19 protein-coding genes are annotated in these 19,985 nt (G+C 75.1%); 14 read left to right on the top strand and 5 right to left on the bottom strand.

All coding sequences use genetic code 11. From position 1 onward, the window contains the following. Window positions 1-32: 32 nt before the first annotated feature. The 8 genes from NH342_RS10905 (at window position 33) to NH342_RS10870 (ending at window position 8,095) form a co-directional block, all read left to right on the top strand. Window positions 33-986: a PDR/VanB family oxidoreductase gene (locus tag NH342_RS10905; protein ID WP_253014724.1), complete on the top strand. Its 954-nt coding sequence runs from the start codon at window positions 33-35 to the stop codon at window positions 984-986. After that, window positions 983-1,981 carry a methylenetetrahydrofolate reductase C-terminal domain-containing protein gene (locus NH342_RS10900; protein ID WP_253014722.1) on the top strand — a complete coding sequence of 333 codons (999 nt, stop codon included), beginning with the start codon at window positions 983-985 and terminating at the stop codon, window positions 1,979-1,981. The genes NH342_RS10905 and NH342_RS10900 overlap by 4 nt, the downstream gene beginning before the upstream one ends. Continuing rightward, a complete protein-coding gene (locus NH342_RS10895) occupies window positions 1,978-3,213 on the top strand; it encodes an amidohydrolase family protein (protein ID WP_253014720.1) in 1,236 nt (411 codons plus the stop codon). Before NH342_RS10900 ends, NH342_RS10895 begins: the two co-directional genes overlap by 4 nt. A 141-nt stretch (window positions 3,214-3,354) precedes the next feature. Next, window positions 3,355-4,128, top strand: coding sequence for an ABC transporter ATP-binding protein (locus tag NH342_RS10890; RefSeq protein ID WP_253014718.1), 774 nt, complete (start codon window positions 3,355-3,357; stop codon window positions 4,126-4,128). Continuing rightward, on the top strand, window positions 4,125-5,039 hold the full coding sequence (locus NH342_RS10885) for an ABC transporter permease (RefSeq protein WP_253014716.1): 915 nt from the start codon (window positions 4,125-4,127) through the stop codon (window positions 5,037-5,039). Before NH342_RS10890 ends, NH342_RS10885 begins: the two co-directional genes overlap by 4 nt. 122 nt (window positions 5,040-5,161) lie before the next feature. After that, complete coding sequence (locus NH342_RS10880; RefSeq protein ID WP_253014714.1) at window positions 5,162-6,337, top strand: ABC transporter substrate-binding protein; 1,176 nt, start codon at window positions 5,162-5,164, stop codon at window positions 6,335-6,337. A 103-nt stretch (window positions 6,338-6,440) separates the two neighbouring features. Next, window positions 6,441-6,686: a hypothetical protein gene (locus NH342_RS10875; protein ID WP_253014712.1), complete on the top strand. Its 246-nt coding sequence runs from the start codon at window positions 6,441-6,443 to the stop codon at window positions 6,684-6,686. Beyond that, complete coding sequence (locus tag NH342_RS10870; protein ID WP_253014710.1) at window positions 6,683-8,095, top strand: amidase family protein; 1,413 nt, start codon at window positions 6,683-6,685, stop codon at window positions 8,093-8,095. Before NH342_RS10875 ends, NH342_RS10870 begins: the two co-directional genes overlap by 4 nt. Here the strand turns inward: NH342_RS10870 and NH342_RS10865 are convergent. The 4 genes from NH342_RS10865 to NH342_RS10850 all read right to left on the bottom strand — a co-directional run bounded on the left by NH342_RS10865 (window position 8,073) and on the right by NH342_RS10850 (window position 13,238). Further along, a complete protein-coding gene (locus NH342_RS10865; RefSeq protein ID WP_253014708.1) occupies window positions 8,073-9,152 on the bottom strand; it encodes an acetamidase/formamidase family protein in 1,080 nt (359 codons plus the stop codon). The genes NH342_RS10870 and NH342_RS10865 overlap by 23 nt on opposite strands. Continuing rightward, window positions 9,149-10,513, bottom strand: a complete 1,365-nt coding sequence (locus tag NH342_RS10860) for an amidohydrolase family protein (RefSeq protein ID WP_253014706.1) — start codon at window positions 10,511-10,513, stop codon at window positions 9,149-9,151. Before NH342_RS10860 ends, NH342_RS10865 begins: the two co-directional genes overlap by 4 nt. Further along, on the bottom strand, window positions 10,510-11,592 hold the full coding sequence (locus NH342_RS10855; RefSeq protein ID WP_253014704.1) for a Rieske 2Fe-2S domain-containing protein: 1,083 nt from the start codon (window positions 11,590-11,592) through the stop codon (window positions 10,510-10,512). Before NH342_RS10855 ends, NH342_RS10860 begins: the two co-directional genes overlap by 4 nt. Window positions 11,593-11,678: 86 nt before the next feature. Continuing rightward, complete coding sequence (locus NH342_RS10850) at window positions 11,679-13,238, bottom strand: NAD(P)/FAD-dependent oxidoreductase (protein ID WP_253014702.1); 1,560 nt, start codon at window positions 13,236-13,238, stop codon at window positions 11,679-11,681. Window positions 13,239-13,710: 472 nt separating this feature from the next. Between NH342_RS10850 and NH342_RS24200 the strand changes: the two genes are divergently transcribed. After that, complete coding sequence (locus tag NH342_RS24200; RefSeq protein WP_253014700.1) at window positions 13,711-14,694, top strand: isopenicillin N synthase family oxygenase; 984 nt, start codon at window positions 13,711-13,713, stop codon at window positions 14,692-14,694. Between the two features lie 12 nt (window positions 14,695-14,706). On the opposite strand, the gene NH342_RS10840 is transcribed toward NH342_RS24200, so the two are convergent. Further along, window positions 14,707-15,987 carry an amidohydrolase family protein gene (locus NH342_RS10840; RefSeq protein ID WP_374209428.1) on the bottom strand — a complete coding sequence of 427 codons (1,281 nt, stop codon included), beginning with the start codon at window positions 15,985-15,987 and terminating at the stop codon, window positions 14,707-14,709. A 97-nt stretch (window positions 15,988-16,084) separates the two neighbouring features. On the opposite strand from NH342_RS10840, the gene NH342_RS10835 reads away from it, so the two are divergent. The 5 genes from NH342_RS10835 to NH342_RS10815 form a co-directional block, all read left to right on the top strand. After that, window positions 16,085-16,864, top strand: coding sequence for a creatininase family protein (locus NH342_RS10835; RefSeq protein WP_253014696.1), 780 nt, complete (start codon window positions 16,085-16,087; stop codon window positions 16,862-16,864). Further along, entirely contained in the window at window positions 16,861-17,616 is a 756-nt protein-coding gene (locus NH342_RS10830) for an SDR family NAD(P)-dependent oxidoreductase (RefSeq protein ID WP_253014694.1), read from the top strand. Before NH342_RS10835 ends, NH342_RS10830 begins: the two co-directional genes overlap by 4 nt. Continuing rightward, entirely contained in the window at window positions 17,613-18,353 is a 741-nt protein-coding gene (locus tag NH342_RS10825) for a cysteine hydrolase family protein (RefSeq protein WP_253014692.1), read from the top strand. The genes NH342_RS10830 and NH342_RS10825 overlap by 4 nt, the downstream gene beginning before the upstream one ends. A gap of 9 nt (window positions 18,354-18,362) precedes the next feature. Continuing rightward, window positions 18,363-18,800: a cupin domain-containing protein gene (locus NH342_RS10820; RefSeq protein ID WP_253014690.1), complete on the top strand. Its 438-nt coding sequence runs from the start codon at window positions 18,363-18,365 to the stop codon at window positions 18,798-18,800. After that, window positions 18,797-19,985 (top strand): AtzH-like domain-containing protein (locus tag NH342_RS10815; protein ID WP_253014688.1); only part of this gene is annotated, 1,189 nt, incomplete at its 3' end. The genes NH342_RS10820 and NH342_RS10815, both read left to right, overlap by 4 nt.

Genomic DNA, 19,985 nt, shown 5'->3' with positions numbered 1-19,985 from the left:
CCCGGGGCGGTGCGGGTGTGCAGGATCGGCCGGTGAGCTTCTTCTCCGACGTCGAACGCGACCTCGTGGTCGCCGGCCGCACGCCGCTCGCCGACGGCGTGCTGGCCCTGGACCTGGTGTCGCACAACGGCCGCGACCTGCCCGCCTGGACGCCCGGATCGCACCTGGACCTGGTGGTGCGGCCCGGGCTGGAGCGGCAGTACTCGCTGTGCGGGGACGTCGCCGACCGCGCCACCTGGCGGGTCGCGGTGCTGCGCGAGGCCGACGGCGGGGGCTCCCGGGCGCTGCACGACGACGTCGAGGTCGGCCAGCGGCTGCGGGTGCGCGGGCCGCGCAACCACTTCCCGTTCGAGGTCACCCCGGGCACCCGCTACCTCTTCGTCGCCGGCGGCATCGGCATCACGCCGCTGCGCGCGATGCTCGCCGCTGCGGACGCGGCCGGCGCGGACTGGACGCTGGAGTACGCCGGGCGCTCCCGGGCCCGGATGGCCTTCGCCGCGGAGCTGCTGGCCGCCCACCCCGGGCGGGTGCGGCTGCACGTCGGCGACGAGGGCGACCGGCTCGACGTCGCCGCGCTCGACGTCGACGCCGACACCGCGGTCTTCGCCTGCGGCCCGGCGAAGCTGCTCGACGCCCTGGAGTCCGCCGCCGAGGGCTGGGCGGGCACGCTGCACGTGGAGCGGTTCGAGGCCAAGGAGTTCGGCGCCCCGGTCTGGCCGGACCCGTTCGAGGTCGAGCTGGCGCTCACCGGCGGCACCGTCGTCGTCGAGCCCGGCCAGTCGGTGCTGGCCGCCGTCGCCGGGGCCGGGGTGGACGTGCTGAGCTCGTGCCGGGTGGGCACCTGCGGCACCTGCGAGACCCCCGTCCTGGAGGGCGAGGTGGAGCACCGGGACTCCGTGCTCAGCCCCGGGGAGCAGGCCGACGGCACCGTGATGATGGTCTGCGTCTCCCGTGCCGCCGGCCCACGCCTCGTGCTCGACCTGTGAGCGCACCCGCCTGCCCCAAGGCGATGACCTACGGGCCGTGCGGCGGGGTCGCCGAGGACGGCAGCTGCGAGGTCGCCCCCGACCCGTGTGCCTTCCTGCCCCTGCCCACCGTGCGCTGGCCGGGCGAGCCGGTGACCCGCGCCGGGGGCGAGCCCCGGCTGCTCGCGCTCATGCGGCAGCGGCCGGTGGTGGTGGCCGACCTGCCGGCCGTCGCGCTGTCCCGCGGGTCGCTCGAGCGCTGCGCCGACCTCGTCGCCGGCCGGGTGGACGCCGTCCTGCTCGGCGACCACGCCGCTGCCCGGGTGCAGTTCCCGCCGGCCTACCGCGCCGCGCTGGTGCAGGCCCGCGGCGTCCCGGTCTGGCAGGGGCTGAACTGCCGGGACCGCAACCGCGTCGCGCTGGAGGGCGAGCTGGCCGCGCTGGCCGACCTCGGTGTGGGCGCCGTGCACTGCGTCACCGGCGACCACACCGCCACGGGGGACCGGCCCGACGCCCAGCCGGTGTTCGACCTGGACTCCACGCAGCTGGCCGCCGGCGCCCGCGCCGCCGGGCTGCTGGTCTCGGTGGGGGAGACCCCGCACGGCCCGCCCGCCGACCGGCGCCCGCACCGGCTGGTGGAGAAGGTGCGGGCCGGCGCCGAGGTCTGCTTCGTCGACCACGCCGGCGGCCCGGCCGAGCTGGCCGACTTCGTCGCCGCGGCCACCGACGCCGGGGCCGACGTGCCGTTCGTCGCCTGCGTCGCGGTGGCCACCGACCCTGGCTCGGTCGCGCAGCTGCGCCGGTTCACCGGTCTGCGGCTGCCCGGGGGCTACCTGGCCGGCATCGAGTCCGCCCGCGACCCCCGCCGGGCCGGGATCGCCGCGGCCGTCGCGCTGGCGCAGGCCTACCTCGCCGTCCCCGGGGTGCGCGGGGTCGACCTGTCCGGGGTGGCCGCACCCGGCACCGAACCCTCCACCGCCGCGGCTTTGGCGGAGATCGGGAGAGAACTGTCGTGAGCCTGCTGCTGCGCTCGGTCACCACCCTGGACGGCGACGTCGTCGACGTGCGCTGCGCCGACGGCCTGGTCGCCCAGGTCGCCCCGGCGCTGACCCCCGGGCCGGACGACGAGGTGCTGGACCTGGCCGGGTGGCACCTGCTGCCCGCCCCCGCCGAGCCGCACGCCCACCTGGACAAGGCGCTGACCAGCCACCGCGCACCCAACCGCACCGGCGACCTGGCCGGGGCCATCGAGGCGATCCGGGCCATCTCCGCGGGGTTCACCCACGAGGACTTGGTCGAGCGGGCCACCCGCGCCGCGCACGAGTACCTGGCGAACGGCACCACCGCGATCCGCACGCACGCCGACCTGGGGGCGCACACCGGGTTGCGGCACGTCCGGGCGCTGCTGCAGGTCCGCGACGCCCTCGCCGGCCTGGTCGACGTCCAGGTCGTGGCGCTGTGCAGCGCCCCGTGGTCACCGGGGGAGGCCGAGACCAACGCCCGGCTGCTGGAGGAGGCCTGCGAGCTGGGCATCGACCTGGTCGGCGGCGCCCCGCACATGTGGCCCGACCGCACGGCCGGCCTGGACCTCTCCTTCGGCGCCGCGCAGCGCCGCGGGCTCCCGCTGGACCTGCACACCGACGAGACGCTGGACCCCACCGCCCAGGGTCTGCTGCACCTGGCGCAGCGGGTGCGGGCCACCGGGTTCGGCCACGGCGCCACCGCCAGCCACTGCGTCTCCCTGGGCGTGCACCCCCTGGAGGTCGCCCGGGCCACCGCCGCCGAGGTCGCCGCAGCCGGCGTCGGCGTCGTCGCCCTGCCGCAGACCAACCTCTACCTGCAGGGACGCGGGTCCACCGTCGCCACGCCCCGCGGGCTGACCGCCGTCCGGGCGCTGCTGGACGCCGGGGCCGTGCTCGGCGCCGGCGGGGACAACCTGCGCGACCCGTTCAACCCGATGGGCCGGGCCGACGCCTGCGAGGCGGCGTCCCTGCTGGTCACCTCCGGGCACCTGTCCACCCGCGAGGCGTGGGACGCCGTCAGCGCCGGCGCGCGGCGCTGCATGGGCCTGCCGGTGCCCGGGGCGACGGTCGGGTCGGTGGCCGAGTTCCTCGCCGTCCGGGCCGAGAGCCTGGACGCCGCGGTCGCCGGCGCCGGCACCGACCGGGTCGTGGTCTCCCGCGGCCGGGTGGTCGCGAGCACGCAGGTGCAGCGGGAGTTCCGGGGGAGGGCCGTGGCCCAGTCGTGATGAACCGGTCGGCTGCGTTCACCGATGGCACACGCAGGCGAAACAGTCCGCGCCCATCGTGACTGCGTCGCCCGGTGAGCCGCCGGGCGACGGGACCGGTCCCACCCGGGCCGGACCCCCGCAGACGCACCGGAGGTGACCGTGAGCGCTCCCGCGCCCGCCGCCCCGTCGCTGGCCACCGGGACCCGGGTCCTGGAGTTCACCGACGTCGCCCGCCAGTTCCCCGACGGCACCGTCGCGCTCGAGGGCGTCGACCTGACCATCGACCGCGGCGAGTTCGTCACCGTCGTCGGGCCCTCGGGCTGCGGCAAGTCCACCCTGCTGCGCATCGCCTCGGGCCTGGACGCCGCCAGCGCCGGCACCGCCCGGGTCGACGCCCAGCGCATCGGCTACGTCTTCCAGGACGCCACCCTGCTGCCCTGGCGCAGCGTGAAGAAGAACGTCGAGCTGCTCGCCGAGCTGCACGGCATGAGCGCGACCGCCACCAACCAGGCGGCGATGGACGCCATCGAGCTGGTCGGCCTGCGCGGGCACGAGAAGAAGCTGCCGCGGGCGCTGTCCGGCGGGATGAAGATGCGCGCCTCGCTGGCCCGCTCGCTGACCCTGGACCCCGACCTGTTCCTCTTCGACGAGCCCTTCGGCGCGCTGGACGAGATCACCCGCGAGCGCCTCAACGACGAGCTCATCCGGCTGTTCGTGGCCAAGGGCTTCGGCGCGCTGTTCATCACGCACTCGGTGTCCGAGGCGGTCTACATGTCGACCCGGGTGCTGGTGATGAGCGGCCGGCCGGGCCACATCGTGCAGTCCTTCGAGGTGCCCTTCGGCCCCGACCGGACGCCGGACCTCCGGTTCACCCCCGAGTTCGCCGCGCTCGCCGGCGAGGTCTCGCACGCGCTGCGCGAGGGCCACTCGTGACCGCCACCCTGCCCGGCCAGACCAGCCCCTCCGAGGAGACCGCCGTGACCACCACCCTCGAGAGCCCCACCGCCGAGGCGGTCGCCGACAGCGCGGCACCCCCGCGCGCCGTCCGGCGCCGCCGCGGGAAGAAGGCGATGAACCTGGCCCTGCCGGTCGTGGTGTTCGCCGCCCTCATCGGGGTCTGGTACGCCATCACCTACCTGGTGCTGGACCCCGGCCGGCGCTTCCTCATGCCGGCTCCGCACACCCTCATCACCGATGCGCTGCTGGACCCGACCATCACCGAGAAGGTGTGGCCGGCGCTGGGCCGCTCGATCGTGGTCACGTTCACCGGCCTGGCGATCGCGATCGTGATCGGCATGCTGTGGGCGATCGCGATGAGCCAGAGCAAGGCGGTCGAGAGCTCGCTGTACCCCTACGCCGTCGCGCTGCAGTGCATCCCGATCCTGGCCCTGGTCCCGCTGATCGGGTTCTGGTTCGGCTTCGGCTTCCCGTCCCGGGTCATCGTCTGCGTGATGATCGCGCTGTTCCCCATCGTGTCGAACACGCTGTTCGGCATCCAGTCGGTGGACCGCGGGCACCACGAGCTGTTCACCCTGCACAAGGCCGGTCGGTTCACCCGGCTGGTCAAGCTGCAGCTGCCCGCGGCGCTGCCGGCCATCTTCGCCGGGTTCCGCATCTCCGCCGGCCTGTCCGTGGTCGGCGCGATCGTCGGCGACCTGTTCTTCAAGCAGGGCGAACCGGGGCTGGGCATCCTGCTGTCGAACTTCAGCTCCCGCCTGCAGGGCGCCCCGCTGTTCTTCACGATCGTGGTCACCGCCGCGCTCGGCTTCGCGGTGTTCTTCCTCTTCGGCTGGCTGTCCAAGCTCGTCGTCGGCAGCTGGTACGACCAGTCCCGCGACCGCTGAGCCCCCTCGGCCAGCCCTGCCGCCTCCCCAGTCCGCACCACCCGGGGCGTCCGTCGCCGTCCGCCCCGGTCACCGTCACCCCGAACCCGAGGTGCCGGCCCGACCCATCCCCAGGAGCACGTGTGCGCATCACCCGTTCCACGACGGCCCTCGCGGCCACCGCCGTGCTGGCGCTCTCCCTCGCGGCCTGCGGCAGCGACGACGGCGGCTCGGCGGCCGCCGGCCCCTCCGGCGACGTCGGCAGCAACGACCTCGCCGCCGCGGGCTGCCCCAGCAACATCGTGGTGCAGACCGACTGGAACCCCGAGTCCGAGCACGGGGGCCTCTACGAGTCCCTCGGCGACGACTACGTGGTCGACGCCGGCAGCAAGTCGGTGACGGGCACGCTCATCGACAGCAACGGGGACTCCACCGGCGTCACCCTGGAGATCCGCGCCGGCGGCCCGGCCATCGGGTTCCAGACGGTGACCTCGCAGATGTACGCCGACACCGACATCGACCTGGGCTACATCGCCACCGACGAGGCCATCCAGCTGTCGGACACCCAGCCCACCACCGCGGTGCTGGCCCCCCTGGAGAAGTCGCCCACCATGATCATGTGGGACCCCGCGACCCACCCGGACGTCGAGTCGATCGCCGACCTGGGCCGCGACGACATCACCGTGCGGTACTTCGAGGGTTCGGCCTACATGGCCTACCTGACCGGCGCCGGGATCCTGAACCCCGACCAGATCGACGGCTCCTACGACGGCACCCCGTCGGGCTTCGTCGCGGCGGCCGGCGAGGTCGCGCAGCAGGGCTTCGCCTCCGCCGAGCCCTACATCTACAAGAACGAGGTCGAGGCCTGGGGCAAGGACGTGAAGTACCAGCTCGTCTACGACGCCGGCTTCCAGCCCTACCAGTCCTCGATCTCGATCCGCTCCGGTGACCTGGACTCGATGTCGAGCTGCCTCACCGCGCTCGTCCCGCTCATGCAGCAGGCCGACGTGGACTACCTCGAGGACCCGGCGCGGGTGAACGACATCATCCTGGACCTGGTGCAGCAGTACGACACCGGCTGGGTGTACTCGCAGGGCGTCGCTGACTACTCGGTGGAGACCCAGAAGGAGCTAGGCCTGGTGGGCAACGGCCCCGACGACGTGCACGGCAACTTCGACACCGACCGCGTCGACACGCTCATCGAGCAGACCACGCCGATCTTCACCGACCAGGGCACCCCGCCGAAGGAGGGCCTGACCGCCGACGACCTCGTCACCAACGAGTTCATCGACGACTCCATCTCGGTGCCCTCCAGCTGACCCGCTCCACCCGACGGCGCCCGTCACCCCACCCGGGGTGGCGGGCGCCGACGCGTTGCGCGACCGGAACACCGGGGAAACCTCGGGCTCGCACGATGCAGCCATGCGGATCGACACCAACCTGCTCGGCGCGGTCGCGATGCCCGACGCCGGCCTCGACGGTCCGCCGGCCACCGAGCGGCGCTACGGGCGGGCGGACGTCGCCGCGGCGTACGAGGACCTCGTCGCGCTCGCCGAGGTCGGTGACCGGCTGGGCTACGACACGATGTGGTGGACCGAGCACCACTTCCAGCACGAGGGCTACGAGGTCGTCGGCAACCAGGGTGTGGCCATGACGGGCCCGGCGTGACCTCGACGGCGCTGGACACCCTCGTCGACGGCACCACCATGCTGGCCGCCCTGGCGGCCGGCGAGGTGTCCGCCGAGGAGCTCACCCGCGCGCACCTGGACCGGATCGCCGGCCCGGGGGCGGCGCTGAACGCCCTCGTCGCCGTGGACGCCGAGGGCGCGGTCGCCGCGGCCCGCGCGCTGGACGCCGACCGCGTCGCCGGCCGGCCACTGGGGCCGCTGGCGGGGCTGCCGATCACCGTGAAGGACTCCGTCGACGCGGCCGGCCTGCCCAGCTCGCACGGCCGCCCGGACGACCGCCGGCTGGCCACCGTCGACGCCCCCGCCGTCCGGCGGCTGCGGGAGGCCGGGTGCGTGGTCCTGGGCAAGACCAACGTGCCGGTGTGGCTGGCCAGCATGCACAGCGAGAACGCCCTCTTCGGTGCCACGACCAACCCGTGGGACCCCACCCGCTCCAGCGGCGGGTCCAGCGGTGGGTCGTCGGCCGCCGTCGCGGCCGGCCTGGGTGTCGCCGACCTGGGCAGCGACCTGGCCGGGTCGCTGCGCGTCCCGGCGGCGTGGTGCGGGTTGTTCGGCCATCGGCCCAGCAACGGCGCGGTGTCCAAGCTGGGGAACATGCCCTGGCCGGACGGCGGCCTGCTGGAGCCGATGGTCAGCTCGATCGGCCCGTTCGCCCGCTCCGCCGCCGACACCGCCGCGTTCACCGAGGTGCTCGTCGGCGCCGAGGGCCTGGAGTCGGTGGGCTGGCAGCTGCGGCTGCCCCCGGCCCGGGTGGCCTCGCTCGCGGGCCTGCGGGTCGGGGTGTGGCTCGACGACCCGGCCGCCCCGGTCGACCCCGAGGTGGCGACGGCGATCCGCGGCTTCGCCGACGCGCTGGCCGGGGAGGGCGCCCACGTCGCCGAGCTCGCGCACCCTCCCGTGGGCGGGAGCGCGGACCTGGCGCTGTACCTGCGGCTGCAGTCGGCGGAGATCGTGCACGGCTTCACCGCCGAGGACCTCGCCGACGCCGACGACCGCTACCACCAGTCGGTGTGGGCGGCGCTGCACGACCTGGAGGCCCAGCGGGCGGCCACCGCCCGCTGGGCGGAGGTGTTCGCCGGCGTCGACGTCGTCCTGTGCCCGGCGGTCTCGCGGGTGGCCACCACCTACACGGCCGCGATGACCGCCCCGGAGACCGTGGAGGTCGCAGGCCGCGAGGTGCCGATCGACTCGGTCTGCGACTGGGCGCGGCTGTCCAGCCTGGGCCGGCTCCCGGCCACCGTCGTCCCGCTGGGGCCCGGTGCGGTCAGCGGCCTGCCTGTCGGTGCCCAGCTGCTGGGCCCCTACCTGGAGGACCGCACCCCGCTGGCCGTGGCCTGCCTGGCCGAGCAGGCCGGGCTGGTCAGGTTCAGGCGCCCGCCCGGCTGGTGAAGTCCGACTTCCTGATCGTGGCGTGGACGCCCTTGACCACGTCCACGACCTGGCTGATCCGGAAGTCGGTGGCCGCCGACAGGTAGGCGTAGGCCAGCGACCGGTCCATCCCGAACCGGGCCTGCAGCAGCGCGATCGCCGCCCGCACGCAGTCGGCCACGGCCAGGTCGAGGTCGGGGTCCATGCCGGTGGGCACCAGGAACTCCGTCGTCTCCACCAGCGGCCCGGCCAGCTTGCCGAACCGGGCCACCGCGTCCTCCCGCGCGACGACGTCCAGCCGCACCGTGGCCCGCAGGCTGGCCTCCATGGCGGTCAGCGACACCTCGCCGTCCCCCTGCGCGACGTGCGGGTCGCCGACGTAGGCGAGCCCACCGTCGGCCTGCACCGGCAGGTACAGCGTGGATCCCGCCGTGAGCAGGGCGATGTCGACGTTGCCGCCGTGCGGGCCCGGCGGCACCGAGTGCGGCCGCTCAGGGCCGGCCACCGCCACCCCCATGACGCCGAGGAAGGGCCGCAGCGGGAAGGCCACCGTCGGCTCGGCACCCGGGGTGAGCGGCAGCAGGCCGTGGGCGCCGTCCTCGCTGACCGTGGCGAACGCGCTGAACACCGGCGCGCCCCCGAGCGGGTGCTCGCCGACCAGCACGCCCTTGCCGTGCCGGTTGGATATGACCCCGTAGGGCACCCGCGGCGTCGCGTCCAGCAGCGTCATGGCCAGCAGGTCGCCGACCTGCGCGCCGGCGACGGCCACCGGACGGCTGACCACGTGCGGGCCGTCGACGCCGAAGCGGTGCGGGTGGTCGCTGGCGGCCAGCGCGACGGCGTCGGCGAGCACCTCGGTCACCCCGTGGGCGCCGAAGAACGCCGCCGGGTCGCGGCCCTGGTCCTCCAGGATGCCCTCGTGGCTGATCGTGTCGAACGTGACCGCGGTGCCCGGCTGCACCTCCAGCACCGGCTCGTCGGCCGCGCACGGCAGCCGGCCCCACAGCACGTGCTCCGGCGACGCCGGCAGGTGCACGTCGCCGGCGACCGGCCCCTCCCCGGGCTGGAGGACCCTCACCCGCCCAGGTCCGCGGCGATCCGGGCCAGCCGCTCGTGCACCTGCGACTCCACCTCGCCGGCCTGCGGGTCGACCAGGTCCGCGCCGTGCGCGACGGCCTCCCCGCCGACCCACACCGACCGCAGGTTGCGCAGCGAGCAGGCCAGCACGTAGGTGCCGACGGCGTCCCACACCGGTCCGGTGTCGGGACGGCGGGGGTCGACCACGCAGAAGTCCGCGTACCGGCCGACCCGCAGCGAGCCCACCCGGTCGTCGACGCCCAGGGCCTCGGCGCCGCCGCGGGTGTGCATCATCAGCACGTCGCCGACGGGGGCGGCCATCGGGTCCTTGTACTGCGCGCGCAGCAGCGCGATGCCGGTGCGCATGTTGTTCCACGGGTCGGCGACGTCGGTGCAGGACTGGTCGTCCAGGCCCATCCCGACCCGCATGCCGGCGGCGCGCATCTCCGGGATCGACGCCACCCCGCTGGCCAGCCGGCCGTTGCTCATCGGCTGCCAGCTCATCGCGCACCCGGCCGCCGCGGCGGTGGCGATGATCTCGGGCGTCGTCTGGATGAAGTGCCCGAACACCAGCTCCGGCGACAGCGCGCCGGCGTCGACGTACCAGGCGAACTTCGACCGCTGCAGCTCCAGCATCTCGGCGGTCTCCAGGAAGTGGGCCTGGTTGACCAGCCCGTACCGGCGCATCACCTCGGTCTCCAGCGCCGCGGTGTCCGGCGTCGGGGCCCACTGGACCGCCCCGCTGATCGCCACGCCCAGCAGCAGCGACGGGTCGGCATCGGCCGCGGCCTTCACCGTGTCCTCGACGTGGGCCAGCGCGTCGGCCCGGGGGACGTCGCCCTGGGCGAGCATCACCGAGTGCAGGCTGCGCAGCCCGGCGTCGGTCTTGGCCCGCAGCTGGGCGTCCTGGCGCTCGACGGGCGGCACCCGGTCCCCGAAGCTGGCGACGGTCTTGTCGAACTGCAGGCCGCCGTCGGTGAAGTCGTAGGCGGTGGTGATGCCGTTGCGCAGGAAGTCCTGCGCGCCGTGCCGGGTGCACCAGTACATGTCCTCGGGCGTGGCCGGCATGACGTAGCGGAGCATGGCCTCGATCCAGCCGTACAGCGTCTCGTCCATGCCCAGGCCACGGCTGCCGGAGGTGAACAGGTGGCTGTGCGCGCTGACGAAGCCGGGCCCGACGATCGTGCCGGTGGCGTCCAGCGTCTGCACCGCGCCCGCCCGCTGCTCCGGGGTGGGGTCGCCTGCCTCGACGGCGGTGATCCGGCCGTCGTCGCCGACGGCGAACCAGCCGGTGAACGGGTCGGGCCGCTGCGGGTCGACGGTGAGCAGGGTGGCGCCGTGCACGAGCAGCTTGGTGGTCACGCGGGTCCTCCGGGGGTCCACTGGCCGGTGACCAGCTCGGTGTACAGGCGGCGCAGCAGCAGGCTGTTCTTGTCGGCCTTGGCGTGCGCGTTGAGGTGCTGGGCGAGCGGGAACTCGTCGGGCAGCCGGTCCAGCAGGGCCTTGTCCTCCAGCTCCACCTGGTGGTCGAAGGCGCGGATGTCGGCGGCGGGGCGGTCGGCCTCGGTGTCGGTGCGCAGCACGACCTGGTGGATGGTGCAGTGGGTGTCGTCGACCGGCGTGATGGCCTTGAGCATCACGTGGCCCAGGCCGTCGGGGTAGCGGATGAGCAGGTGCATGAAGAAGGGCAGGTGCACCTGGCTCCAGGTGTGCCGCACCGTCGCGCCGTCCTCACCGGGCCGGCCCTCGACCGGGACGTCGGTCCAGGTGATCAGCCCGTAGGGCGTGCGCTGCACGTTCTGGTCGGTGAGCTCGGGGTTGTCGGGGTTGCCGAAGCTGTTCATGTGCACGAAGGCGACGTGGCCGGGGTCGATGTTGTTCTCGACCAGGTGCATGGCGGTGCAGTCGAAGTCCCACGAGCCCTCGGGGACCTGCCGCCAGGCCGGGTCGTCCCACTCCTCGACCGCGGGCACGTCGGCGACCGGCCCGCCCTCGGCGTCGGTGGCCAGGCACACCCAGACCAGGCCGTAGCGCTCCTGGCTGCGCACCATCGTCAACCCTGACTTCGTGGGGTGCGGGGAGTCGGGGAACTGCGGGATGCGCTGGGTCAGGCCGTCGGCGTCCCACTCCCACCCGTGGTAGGGGCAGACCAGGTGGCAGTCGGCGACCCAGCCCATCGACAGCGGCGCGTCGCGGTGCGCGCAGCGGTCGTGCGCGACGCTGACCGGGCCGGACGGATCGGGCCGCCAGAGGACCAGGTCGGTGCCCAGCACCTTCCGGTGCAGCGGGGCGGCGCCGCGCCGACCGGGCTCGACGTCGGTGCGGACGTCGTCCACCGCGCACACGGCGTACCAGAACCGGCGGAAGACGGGGTGCTCGGACAGGACCAGGGTCTCGGGTCCGGCATGGCGGGTGGTGCGGGGCTCCTGCAGGGCGGTCATGGTGGTTCCCGGGGGTGGCGGCGGGCCGCTCGCGCCGTTCGCGCGGCCCCGCGTGCACGCTGCCCGGCGGTCGTTGCGGCCCGGTTTCAGCGCCGTTCCAGGTCCGCACGGACGACGGCGGCGGCGTTGCGCCCGGCCGCACCCCACACCCCCGCGCCGGGGAAGGTGCCCGCGCCGGTCAGGTACAGCCCGCGCACCGGCGTCGCGTACCGGGTCAGCTCGCGGTCCCGGCCGACCAGCGCGGCCAGCGGCCCACCGGAGAAGGACGGCGCCCACCCGCGCGGCATGCCGAGGTCGCGCTCGTAGTCCTCCGGCGTGACCACCCGCCAGCGCCGGACGCCGGCCGCGAAGCCTGGACCGACCTGCGCGGCGAGCAGGTCCAGCCAGCGCTGCGGCTCGGCCGAGGCTGCCCAGCCGCCTGGGACGGCGTACGGCGTCCAGAGCACCTCCAGCGACAGCACGTGGTCGGTGCCGACCCGCATCGAGGGGTCCAGCGCCGAGGGCGTGCCGACCAGGGCCATCGGCCGCGCGGCGACCTCGTGCCGGGCGAGGGCGGCGTGCGCGCGCTCGAGCGCGGCGGTGCCCGGGGCGATCGTGACCGTGGGGGCGTGCTGGTCGAAGGGGCCGACCAGCTCCTGCAGCCGCTGCACCTGCGGGAAGACCGGGAGGGCGGCGACGACGGCGTCCAGCTTGGACTCGTAGCCGTCGGGGGTGGTGCGGGCCCGCCACCGGGTGACCATGGCCTCGGCGCCGGCCGGCGGGTGCGGGCCCAGCCAGTCCACGACCGTCGTCCGCGGGTCGACCGAGCTGACCACGACGTCGGCCGGGACCTCCTCGCCGGTGTCCAGCAGCACCCCGCGGGTCGCGCCGCCCTCGGCGAGGACCCGCACGACGCGGGCACCGGTGCGGACCCGGCCGCCGGCGGCCTCCAGCGCCGAGCGCAGCGCCACGGGGAGGGCGCCCGACCCGCCCACGGGCCGGCCGATGCCCACCAGGTGCCGCATCGCGATGCCGACCGCGCCGAGACCGGTGCCGGGGGTGGACGGCGCCACGCCCCACACGGCGGGGCCCGTGGTGAAGGCGCCGGCCACCAGGAAGGGGTCGGTGAGGTAGCGGCCCAGCACGTCACCCACGCTGCGCCGCGACCAGTCCAGCAGGCGGGGGAGCGCGGTGGCCCGCCGGTCGGCCAGCGTCCGCAGCACCCGGCCGGGGGTGGGCGGGGTCGAGGTCAACTCGGTGAGCAGCCGGGCGACGGGGGTGGCGTCGGCGAGGTAGCGGCGGTAGCCCGCGACCTGCGTCGGGTGGGTACGGGCCAGCGCGTCCAGGGTGCGGTCGACGTCCTTGAACTGCACGAAGGCCGGGCCCGCGGCGTCGTCCCAGCCCACGTGCAGGGCCTGCGGGTCGACGTCGAGGTAGCGCAGGCCGTGCCCGGCGAGGTCGAGCTCGTCGGCGATCGCGGTGGTGCGGACCATCGTGTGGTCGCAGTTGCAGATGTTCACCCGGGCGCCCAGCGCGTCGACCGTGGCCGCGCACCCGCCGGTGTCGGCGGCGGCCTCCAGGACGGTGACGTCGTGGCCGGCGCGGGCGAGGTAGGCCGCGCAGACCAGCCCGTTGTGCCCGCCCCCGACCACCAGCACCGCCGTCATGCGGGCACCCTGCCGCGGCGTCGTGTCCCCGTCGTCACGACCGTGTTGCCCGCGACGCCGAACCGTGGACCCCTTCCGTCGCCCGGTGGGGAACCCTTCTCGCCCCATGTCGTGCCCTGCCCACCCAGCGGGGGCAAGGTCCACCTGCCCACCCGGCGCAGGCAGAGTCCACCTGCCCACCCGGCGGGGGCAGGGTCCACCTGCCCACCCGGCGGGGGCAGGGTCCACCTGCCCACCCGGCGGGGGCAGGGTCCACCTGCCCACCCGGCGGGGGCAGGGCCACCTTGCCCCGGTGGTGTGGGCAGGGCACGACATCGGCCGGGAGGACCTGCTGGGCGGCCACCGTGTGCTCGGCGTGACGTCCCGGTTACGTCTGCGCACGGGCCTGGACGCCGGCCGCCGGGTGCCGTGAGGATCGGCGCACTCCCCGCAGCGGCCACCCTGTCGCCGGGTACGAGGAAGGCACGCCACCGTGTCCAGCATCCCCAGCATCCCCGTCGTCGACGTGTCCCCGGCCTTCGGGGACGACCCCGCGGCCTTGGCCGGCTGCGTCGCGCAGCTCCGGCACGCCCTCACCGAGGTCGGCTTCCTGCAGGTGACCGGCCACCGGGTCGACCCCGCGGTCCTCGATGCCGCCTACGCCGCTATGGACCAGATCGCGACGATGCCCGAGGCGGAGCGGCGGGCGCTGGTCCGGCCGCGGGCGAGCTCGCGCGGGCTGTTCGAGGAGATCGACGAGCGCGGCCGCGTGCTCAACCGGGCGCTGCAGTTCCTGACCTACGACGACCTCGCCGCCGCCGAGGCCGACGACGCGGTGGGCGGGCACCCCGACTACTTCGTGCCCAACGTGTGGCCTGAGCAGCTGCCCGGCTTCCGCACGACGTGGAAGGCCTACGACGCGGCGACGAGATCGCTCGCCCGCACCCTGATGGGGCTGTTCGCCCTGGCCATGGGCCTGCCGCGGGACTTCTTCGCCGAGCCGTTCAGCAAGGACGTCACGCTGTTCAGCGTCAACCTGTACCCGCCGCAGCCGGTGGACGACGACTACGTCGAGGAGGTGGTGCTCAACCCGCACGCCGACTCCGGCGGGCTGACCGTGCTGCACCAGCGCGGCAGCTACGAGGGCCTGCAGGTGCGCGACGCCGCTGGCGGGTGGGTCACCGTGCCGCTGCGGGAGGACGCCTTCGTGATCAACATCGGGCACCTGATGTCGCGGTGGACCAACGGCCGCTTCCCGGCCACCGTGCACCGGGTGGTCGCCGGCCCGGACCCGACCGCGGAGAGGCAGTCGATCGCGATGTTCTTCCTGCCCAACATCGACCAGGTCGTCGCCCCCGTGGAGACGATGATCGGCGCGGAGGGCCCCCGCTACCTGCCGATCACCGCCTACGACTGGCAGGAGCAGTTCATGAAGGAGTACGTGCTGGTCAACAGCTACGCCGAGCCCGTCGGCTGACTGCCGGCCCGGTCATCGGCGGCGGGCGCCGAGCAGGTGGCGCAGGTCGTCGGCCACGTCGGTCTCGTCGCGGGTGACCAGGCGGCCGTCGCGCACGACGACCCGGCCACCGACCACCACGTGCTTGGGACGCCGCCCGGGGGAGGCCCAGAGCAGCCCCGCGACCGGGTCGGCCACCCCGACGTCGGCGACCCCGGTGACGTCCCAGCAGACCAGGTCGGCCCGCGCACCGACCTCCAGCCGGCCCAGGTCGGGCCGGCCCAGCCCGTCGGCCGACCCGCGGGTGGCGAACCCCAGCAGCTCCTCCGCGGACAGGGCCCGGCCGACCAGCGGCGCCACCTGCATCGCCAGCCGGGCGTCGGCCAGCAGGTGCCCGGCGTCGTTGGACCCACCGCCGCTGGTGCCCAGGCCCACCGGCACCCCGGCGTCGGCCAGCGCAGCCACCGGCGCGATGCCCCACCCCATCGGCAGGTCGCAGCCCGGCGCGTGCGTCGCGCTCACCCCGGCCGCGGCCAACCGCGCGACCTCCGCGTCGGTGACCCCGCACAGGTGGGCCAGCGTGACGTCGGGGGCCAGCCAGCCCCAGTCGTCGAGCAGCTCCAGGGGACGGCGTCCGTACCGGGCGGCCGCGACGTCGACGTCGACCTGCTCGTTGGCCTGGGTCCGGCGGCGCAGACCGCGGGCGGCAGCCACCTCGGCCATCAACCGGAAGGTGTCCGGGCCGTCGCTGTGCACCCCGGCCGGGCCCACGGCCACCTGCAGCATGCCGTCCGAGGTCACGCCGCCGTGGGGTACCAGCGCGCCCGCGATGGCGTCGGCGGAGGCGGCCGCGGTGCCCGGGTCGTCGCGGGCCGAGCCGCGGACGAAGACCAGCCGGGCGCCGAGCTGGGTGGCCGCAGCGGCCACGCCGTGGGCGATGCCGACGTCCAGGTCGGTGGGGGGCCAGGTCAGGTGGTGGTCGGCGACCGTGGTCACCCCGCACAGCAACGCCTCGGCCAGACCCGCGGACGCCGCGGCGTGCGCCAGCTCGGGGTCGACGCCGACCGCCCCGTAGGCCGCGGCCATGGTCGGCAGCCACTGCGCCATCGGGACACCGCGGGTGCCCGGCAGCGTGCGGAAGGCGGTCTGCAGCAGGTGGTGGTGGGCGTTCACCAGCCCCGGCGTCACCACGCAGCCGGTGGCGTCCAGCACCTCGCCGCCGGCCGCGGCGAACCCGGCGACGCGCCCGTCGTCGCCGCACGAGACCTCCCGGGAGGTCGACCCCAGCACGGCCACGGCTCCGGTCACGTCCATCACGGGACCGACCCTGGCAGCTGTGTGTTCCGGGCAGGTGTCGGCTGGAACGCGACCGTCACCGCGCCGCAACGACGCGGTCCTAGCGTCCGGGACCGTGACCGCCCGACTGCTCACCGAGCTCTCCGCCCCCGCCATCGCCGACGCCCTCGGCCCGGACTCGGTGCTGGTCCTGCCGACCGGCGCGATCGAGCAGCACGGACCGCACCTGCCGGTCGCCACCGACCTGATCACCGCGCAGAGCATGGCCGAGCGGGCGGTCGCGGAGTTCGGCGAGGAGCTGGACCTGTGGCTGCTGCCGCCGCTGGCCTACACCAAGAGCAACGAGCACCACTGGAGCTGCGGCACCTTCTGGCTCTCGGCGCAGACGTTGATGAGCGTGCTGCACGACCTGGGCGCCTCGATCACCAAGACCCCGGCCCGCCGGCTGGCGTTCCTCAACGGGCACGGCGGCAACTCCGCGCTGCTGCAGGTGGCCGCCCGCGACCTGCGGATCGCCTATGGCCTGCGCACCTTCACGATGCACCCCTCCCTCCCGGCCGACCACGGCGGGAAGAGCCCGGAGGGCGAGCTGGGCCTGGGCATCCACGGCGGGCACGAGGAGACCTCGCTGATGCTGCACCTGCGCCCGGAGCTGGTGGACATGGAGCAGGCGCAGCGCTGGGTCCCGGAGCAGCTGACGGAGTACCGGCACGTGCGCTTCGGCGGGTCGGTGAGCTTCGGCTGGACGTCGGACGACTTCGGCCCCGACGGCGTGATCGGCGACGCCAGCACCGCGACGGCCGAGCACGGCAAGGAGAAGGCCGAGGCGATGCTGACCTACCTGGGCGAGGCGTTCGCCGAGGTCGCCCGGTTCGACCCCGGCCCGCGGGCGTGAGGCTCGCCGGCAAGCGCGTCGTCGTCACCGGTGGGGCGCGCGGCATCGGCGCCGCGATGGTGCGCACCTTCGCCGCGGAGGGTGCCGAGGTGGCGGTCCTGGACGTGCTGGCCGAGGAGGCCGGGAAGCTCGCCGCCGAGGTGGGCGGGCACGCCGTGGAGGTCGACCTGGCCGACGTCGCCGCCACCCGCACCGCCGCGCAGGCCGCGGTCGACGCGCTCGGCGGGGTCGACGTGCTAGTCAACAACGCCGGCATCCTGCGCTTCGCCCCGCTGCTGGACATCGAGCCCGCCGAGTGGGACGAGGTGTTCGCGGTCAACGTCCGCGCGATGCTGGTGACCACCCAGGTCGCCGTCACCGCGATGGTGGCCGAGCGCGCGCCGGCGTTCCCGGGCGACGTCGTGGGCAAGGTGGTCAACACCGCCTCGATGGGCGGCAAGGCCGGCGGCGCGGGCCAGGCGCACTACGCGGCGTCCAAGGCGGCCGTCATCGGGCTGACCCGGGCCGCCGCGGAGGAGCTGGGCCCGCTGGGCATCACCGCGACCTGCCTGTGCCCGGGGTACGTGCTCACCGAGATGGGCGCGGGCACCCGCACCGACGCCGACGTCGCCTGCTGGTCGGCGAAGTCGCCGCTGGGCCGGCTCGGCCAGCCCGAGGACGTCGCCCGGGCCGCGCTCTTCCTGGCCAGCAGCGACTCGGACTACCTGACCGGCGAGGCGCTCAACGTCGCCGGCGGGATGGTCACGCATTGACCCGCAACACCTGGACGCTGTCGCGCGAGCACGTCGACCTGCGCCGACCCGGCCTGGAACCCCGGCCGGTCGAGGTCGCGGCGCTGCCCCAGCGGCTGACCCTCGACCTGGCCCGCACCGCGCTGGTCGCGGTCGACCTGCAGAACGACTTCTGCCACCCCGACGGCTGGCTGGCCTCCATCGGCGTCGACGTCTCCGGAGCCGCGGCGCCGGTCGGGGCCCTGGCCGCGGTGCTGCCGGAGCTGCGCGCGGCCGGCGTCCCCGTCGTCTGGGTGACCTGGGGCAACCGGCCCGACCGGGCCAACCTGCCCCCGGGCGTCCGGCACGTCTACGACCCCGACGGCGCCTCCACCGGCATCGGCGACCCGCTGCCCGGCGGCTCGCGGGTGCTGGAGCTGGGGTCGTGGTCGGCCGGCCTGGTCGACGAGCTCACCGTCGAACCCGAGGACCTGCACGTCGCCAAGCAACGGATGAGCGGGTTCCCCGACACCCCACTGGACTCGGTGCTGCGCAACCTGCGGGTGGACACCCTGCTGTTCGCCGGGGTCAACACCGACCAGTGCGTCTACGCCACCCTCGTCGACGCGGCGAACCTGGGCTACGACGTCGTCCTGGTCGAGGACCTGTGCGGCACCACGTCCCCGGACTTCTGCACCCAGGCCACGCTCTACAACGTGCGCCAGTGCTTCGGGTTCACCACCACCTCGGCCGACCTGCGCGCCGGCCTCGCACCGTAGGAGCACCCCATGGCCACCGCCCCCGTCGTGAAGTCGCTGTCCGACATCACCCCGCACTACATCGGCGAGAACCGCACCGTGCGGCTGGCCGTGCTGTCCGGCCCGGCCGACGGGTCCTCGACCACCGTGGTGCTGGAGATCTGGGAGCCCGGCGGTGCGCAGCCGGACAACTCGCACGAGGCCTCCACCGAGACCTTCGTGGTGCTGCGCGGCACCGCCCGGGCGCACAGCGACCAGCACGTCGCCGACCTCGGCCCGGGCGACGTCGTCGTGCTGCCGGCGACGTCGGTGCACCACATCGTCAACACCTCGGCCACCGAGCGGCTCTACACGATCACCGTGATGGAGAACGACGGCGGCTTCGCCGACCTGATCCGCAGCGGCCCGGAAGCCTTCCTGGACGCCGACGACGCCGCCGTGCTCGGCGCCGCTCTCACCGCGGCGTGACCAGCACCCGGGCGGGCGTCGAGCAGGAGGTCCGGGCCGCCGTCGCCCGGTACGAGGCGGCCCTGGCCGCCGACGACCTGGCCGAGCTCGACGCGCTGTTCGCCCCCGGCGAGGACACCCTGCGGGCCGACGCCGCCGGCGTCCTGGTCTCCCACGCCGCGATCAGCGACTACCGCCGCGGCCGCGGGGGCGCACCGGCCCGGGACGTCGTCGCACTGCACGTCGTCGAGCACACCCCGGACCTGGCGACGGCGGTCGCGGAGACCCGGCGGCCCGACGGCACCCGCGGGCTGCAGACCCAGGTGTGGGAGCGCGGGCCGGCCGGTTGGCAGGTCCGGGTCGCGCACGTCAGCGCCGGCCCGCAGCCGCTCGAACCGGTCACCGACCCGGCGACCTGGCGGGTGCTCGGCTCCCCGCTGGTCGCGCCCACCGGCAGCGGCCCGCTGGACGGCGTCGCGGTGGCGGTCAAGGACCTGGTCGCGGTGGCCGGTCAGCGGGTGGGCCAGGGCAACCCGGTGAAGCTGGCGACGGCCCGCACCGAGCCCGCGCACGCCCCGGTGCTGGCCGCGCTGCTGGCGGCCGGCGCGCACGTGCGGGGCATCGCCACCACCGACGAGCTGGCCTACAGCATCTCGGGCACCAACGTGCACACCGGCAGCCCGGCCAACCCCTGGGGCGCGGGTCTGGTCGTCGGCGGCTCGACCAGCGGGCCGGCCAGCGCCGTCGCCCGCGGCCAGGCCGACCTGGGGCTGGGCACCGACACCGCTGGGTCGATCCGGGTACCGGCGTCGTGGTGCGGGCTGCACGGTCTGCGGCCCACGCACGGCGCGCTCCCGCTGGAGGGCGTCGCACCGCTGGCACCCGGGTTCGACGTCGTGGGCTGGCTGACCCGCGACGCCGGGCTGCTGCACCGCACCGCGCAGGTCCTGCTGCCGGCGGCACGACCGGTCACCGAGCTGCTGCTGGCCGAGGACCTGCTGGAGCTGGCCGCCCCGGCGGTGGCCGACCTGGTGCGGGCGGTGGCCGCGGCGTCCGGGCTGCCGGTGCGCACCACGCGGCTCACCGCCGGGGACGAGCACGAGGCGTGGTTCGCCGCGTTCCGGGCCGCGCAGGGTGCGCAGGCGTGGGCGGCGCACGGCGCGTGGGTGACCGCGCACGGCGGCACGCTGGGCCCGGGGATCCGGC

Origin of the sequence: Klenkia sp. PcliD-1-E, assembly GCF_024124375.1 — a bacterium.
Lineage (GTDB): Bacteria > Actinomycetota > Actinomycetes > Mycobacteriales > Geodermatophilaceae > Klenkia.
The sequence above is the reverse complement of the archived record's forward strand: the minus strand, read 5'-3'. Positions and strand labels throughout refer to the sequence as shown.

Coding starts and splice junctions, on each gene's coding strand:
- NH342_RS10850 (WP_253014702.1), bottom strand. CDS start 13,238: ATGACGGCGGTGCTGGTGGTCGGGGGCGGGCACAACGGGCTGGTCTGC.
- NH342_RS10875 (WP_253014712.1), top strand. CDS start 6,441: ATGCGGATCGACACCAACCTGCTCGGCGCGGTCGCGATGCCCGACGCC.
- NH342_RS10840 (WP_374209428.1), bottom strand. CDS start 15,987: ATGGACGTGACCGGAGCCGTGGCCGTGCTGGGGTCGACCTCCCGGGAG.
- NH342_RS10820 (WP_253014690.1), top strand. CDS start 18,363: ATGGCCACCGCCCCCGTCGTGAAGTCGCTGTCCGACATCACCCCGCAC.
- NH342_RS10855 (WP_253014704.1), bottom strand. CDS start 11,592: ATGACCGCCCTGCAGGAGCCCCGCACCACCCGCCATGCCGGACCCGAG.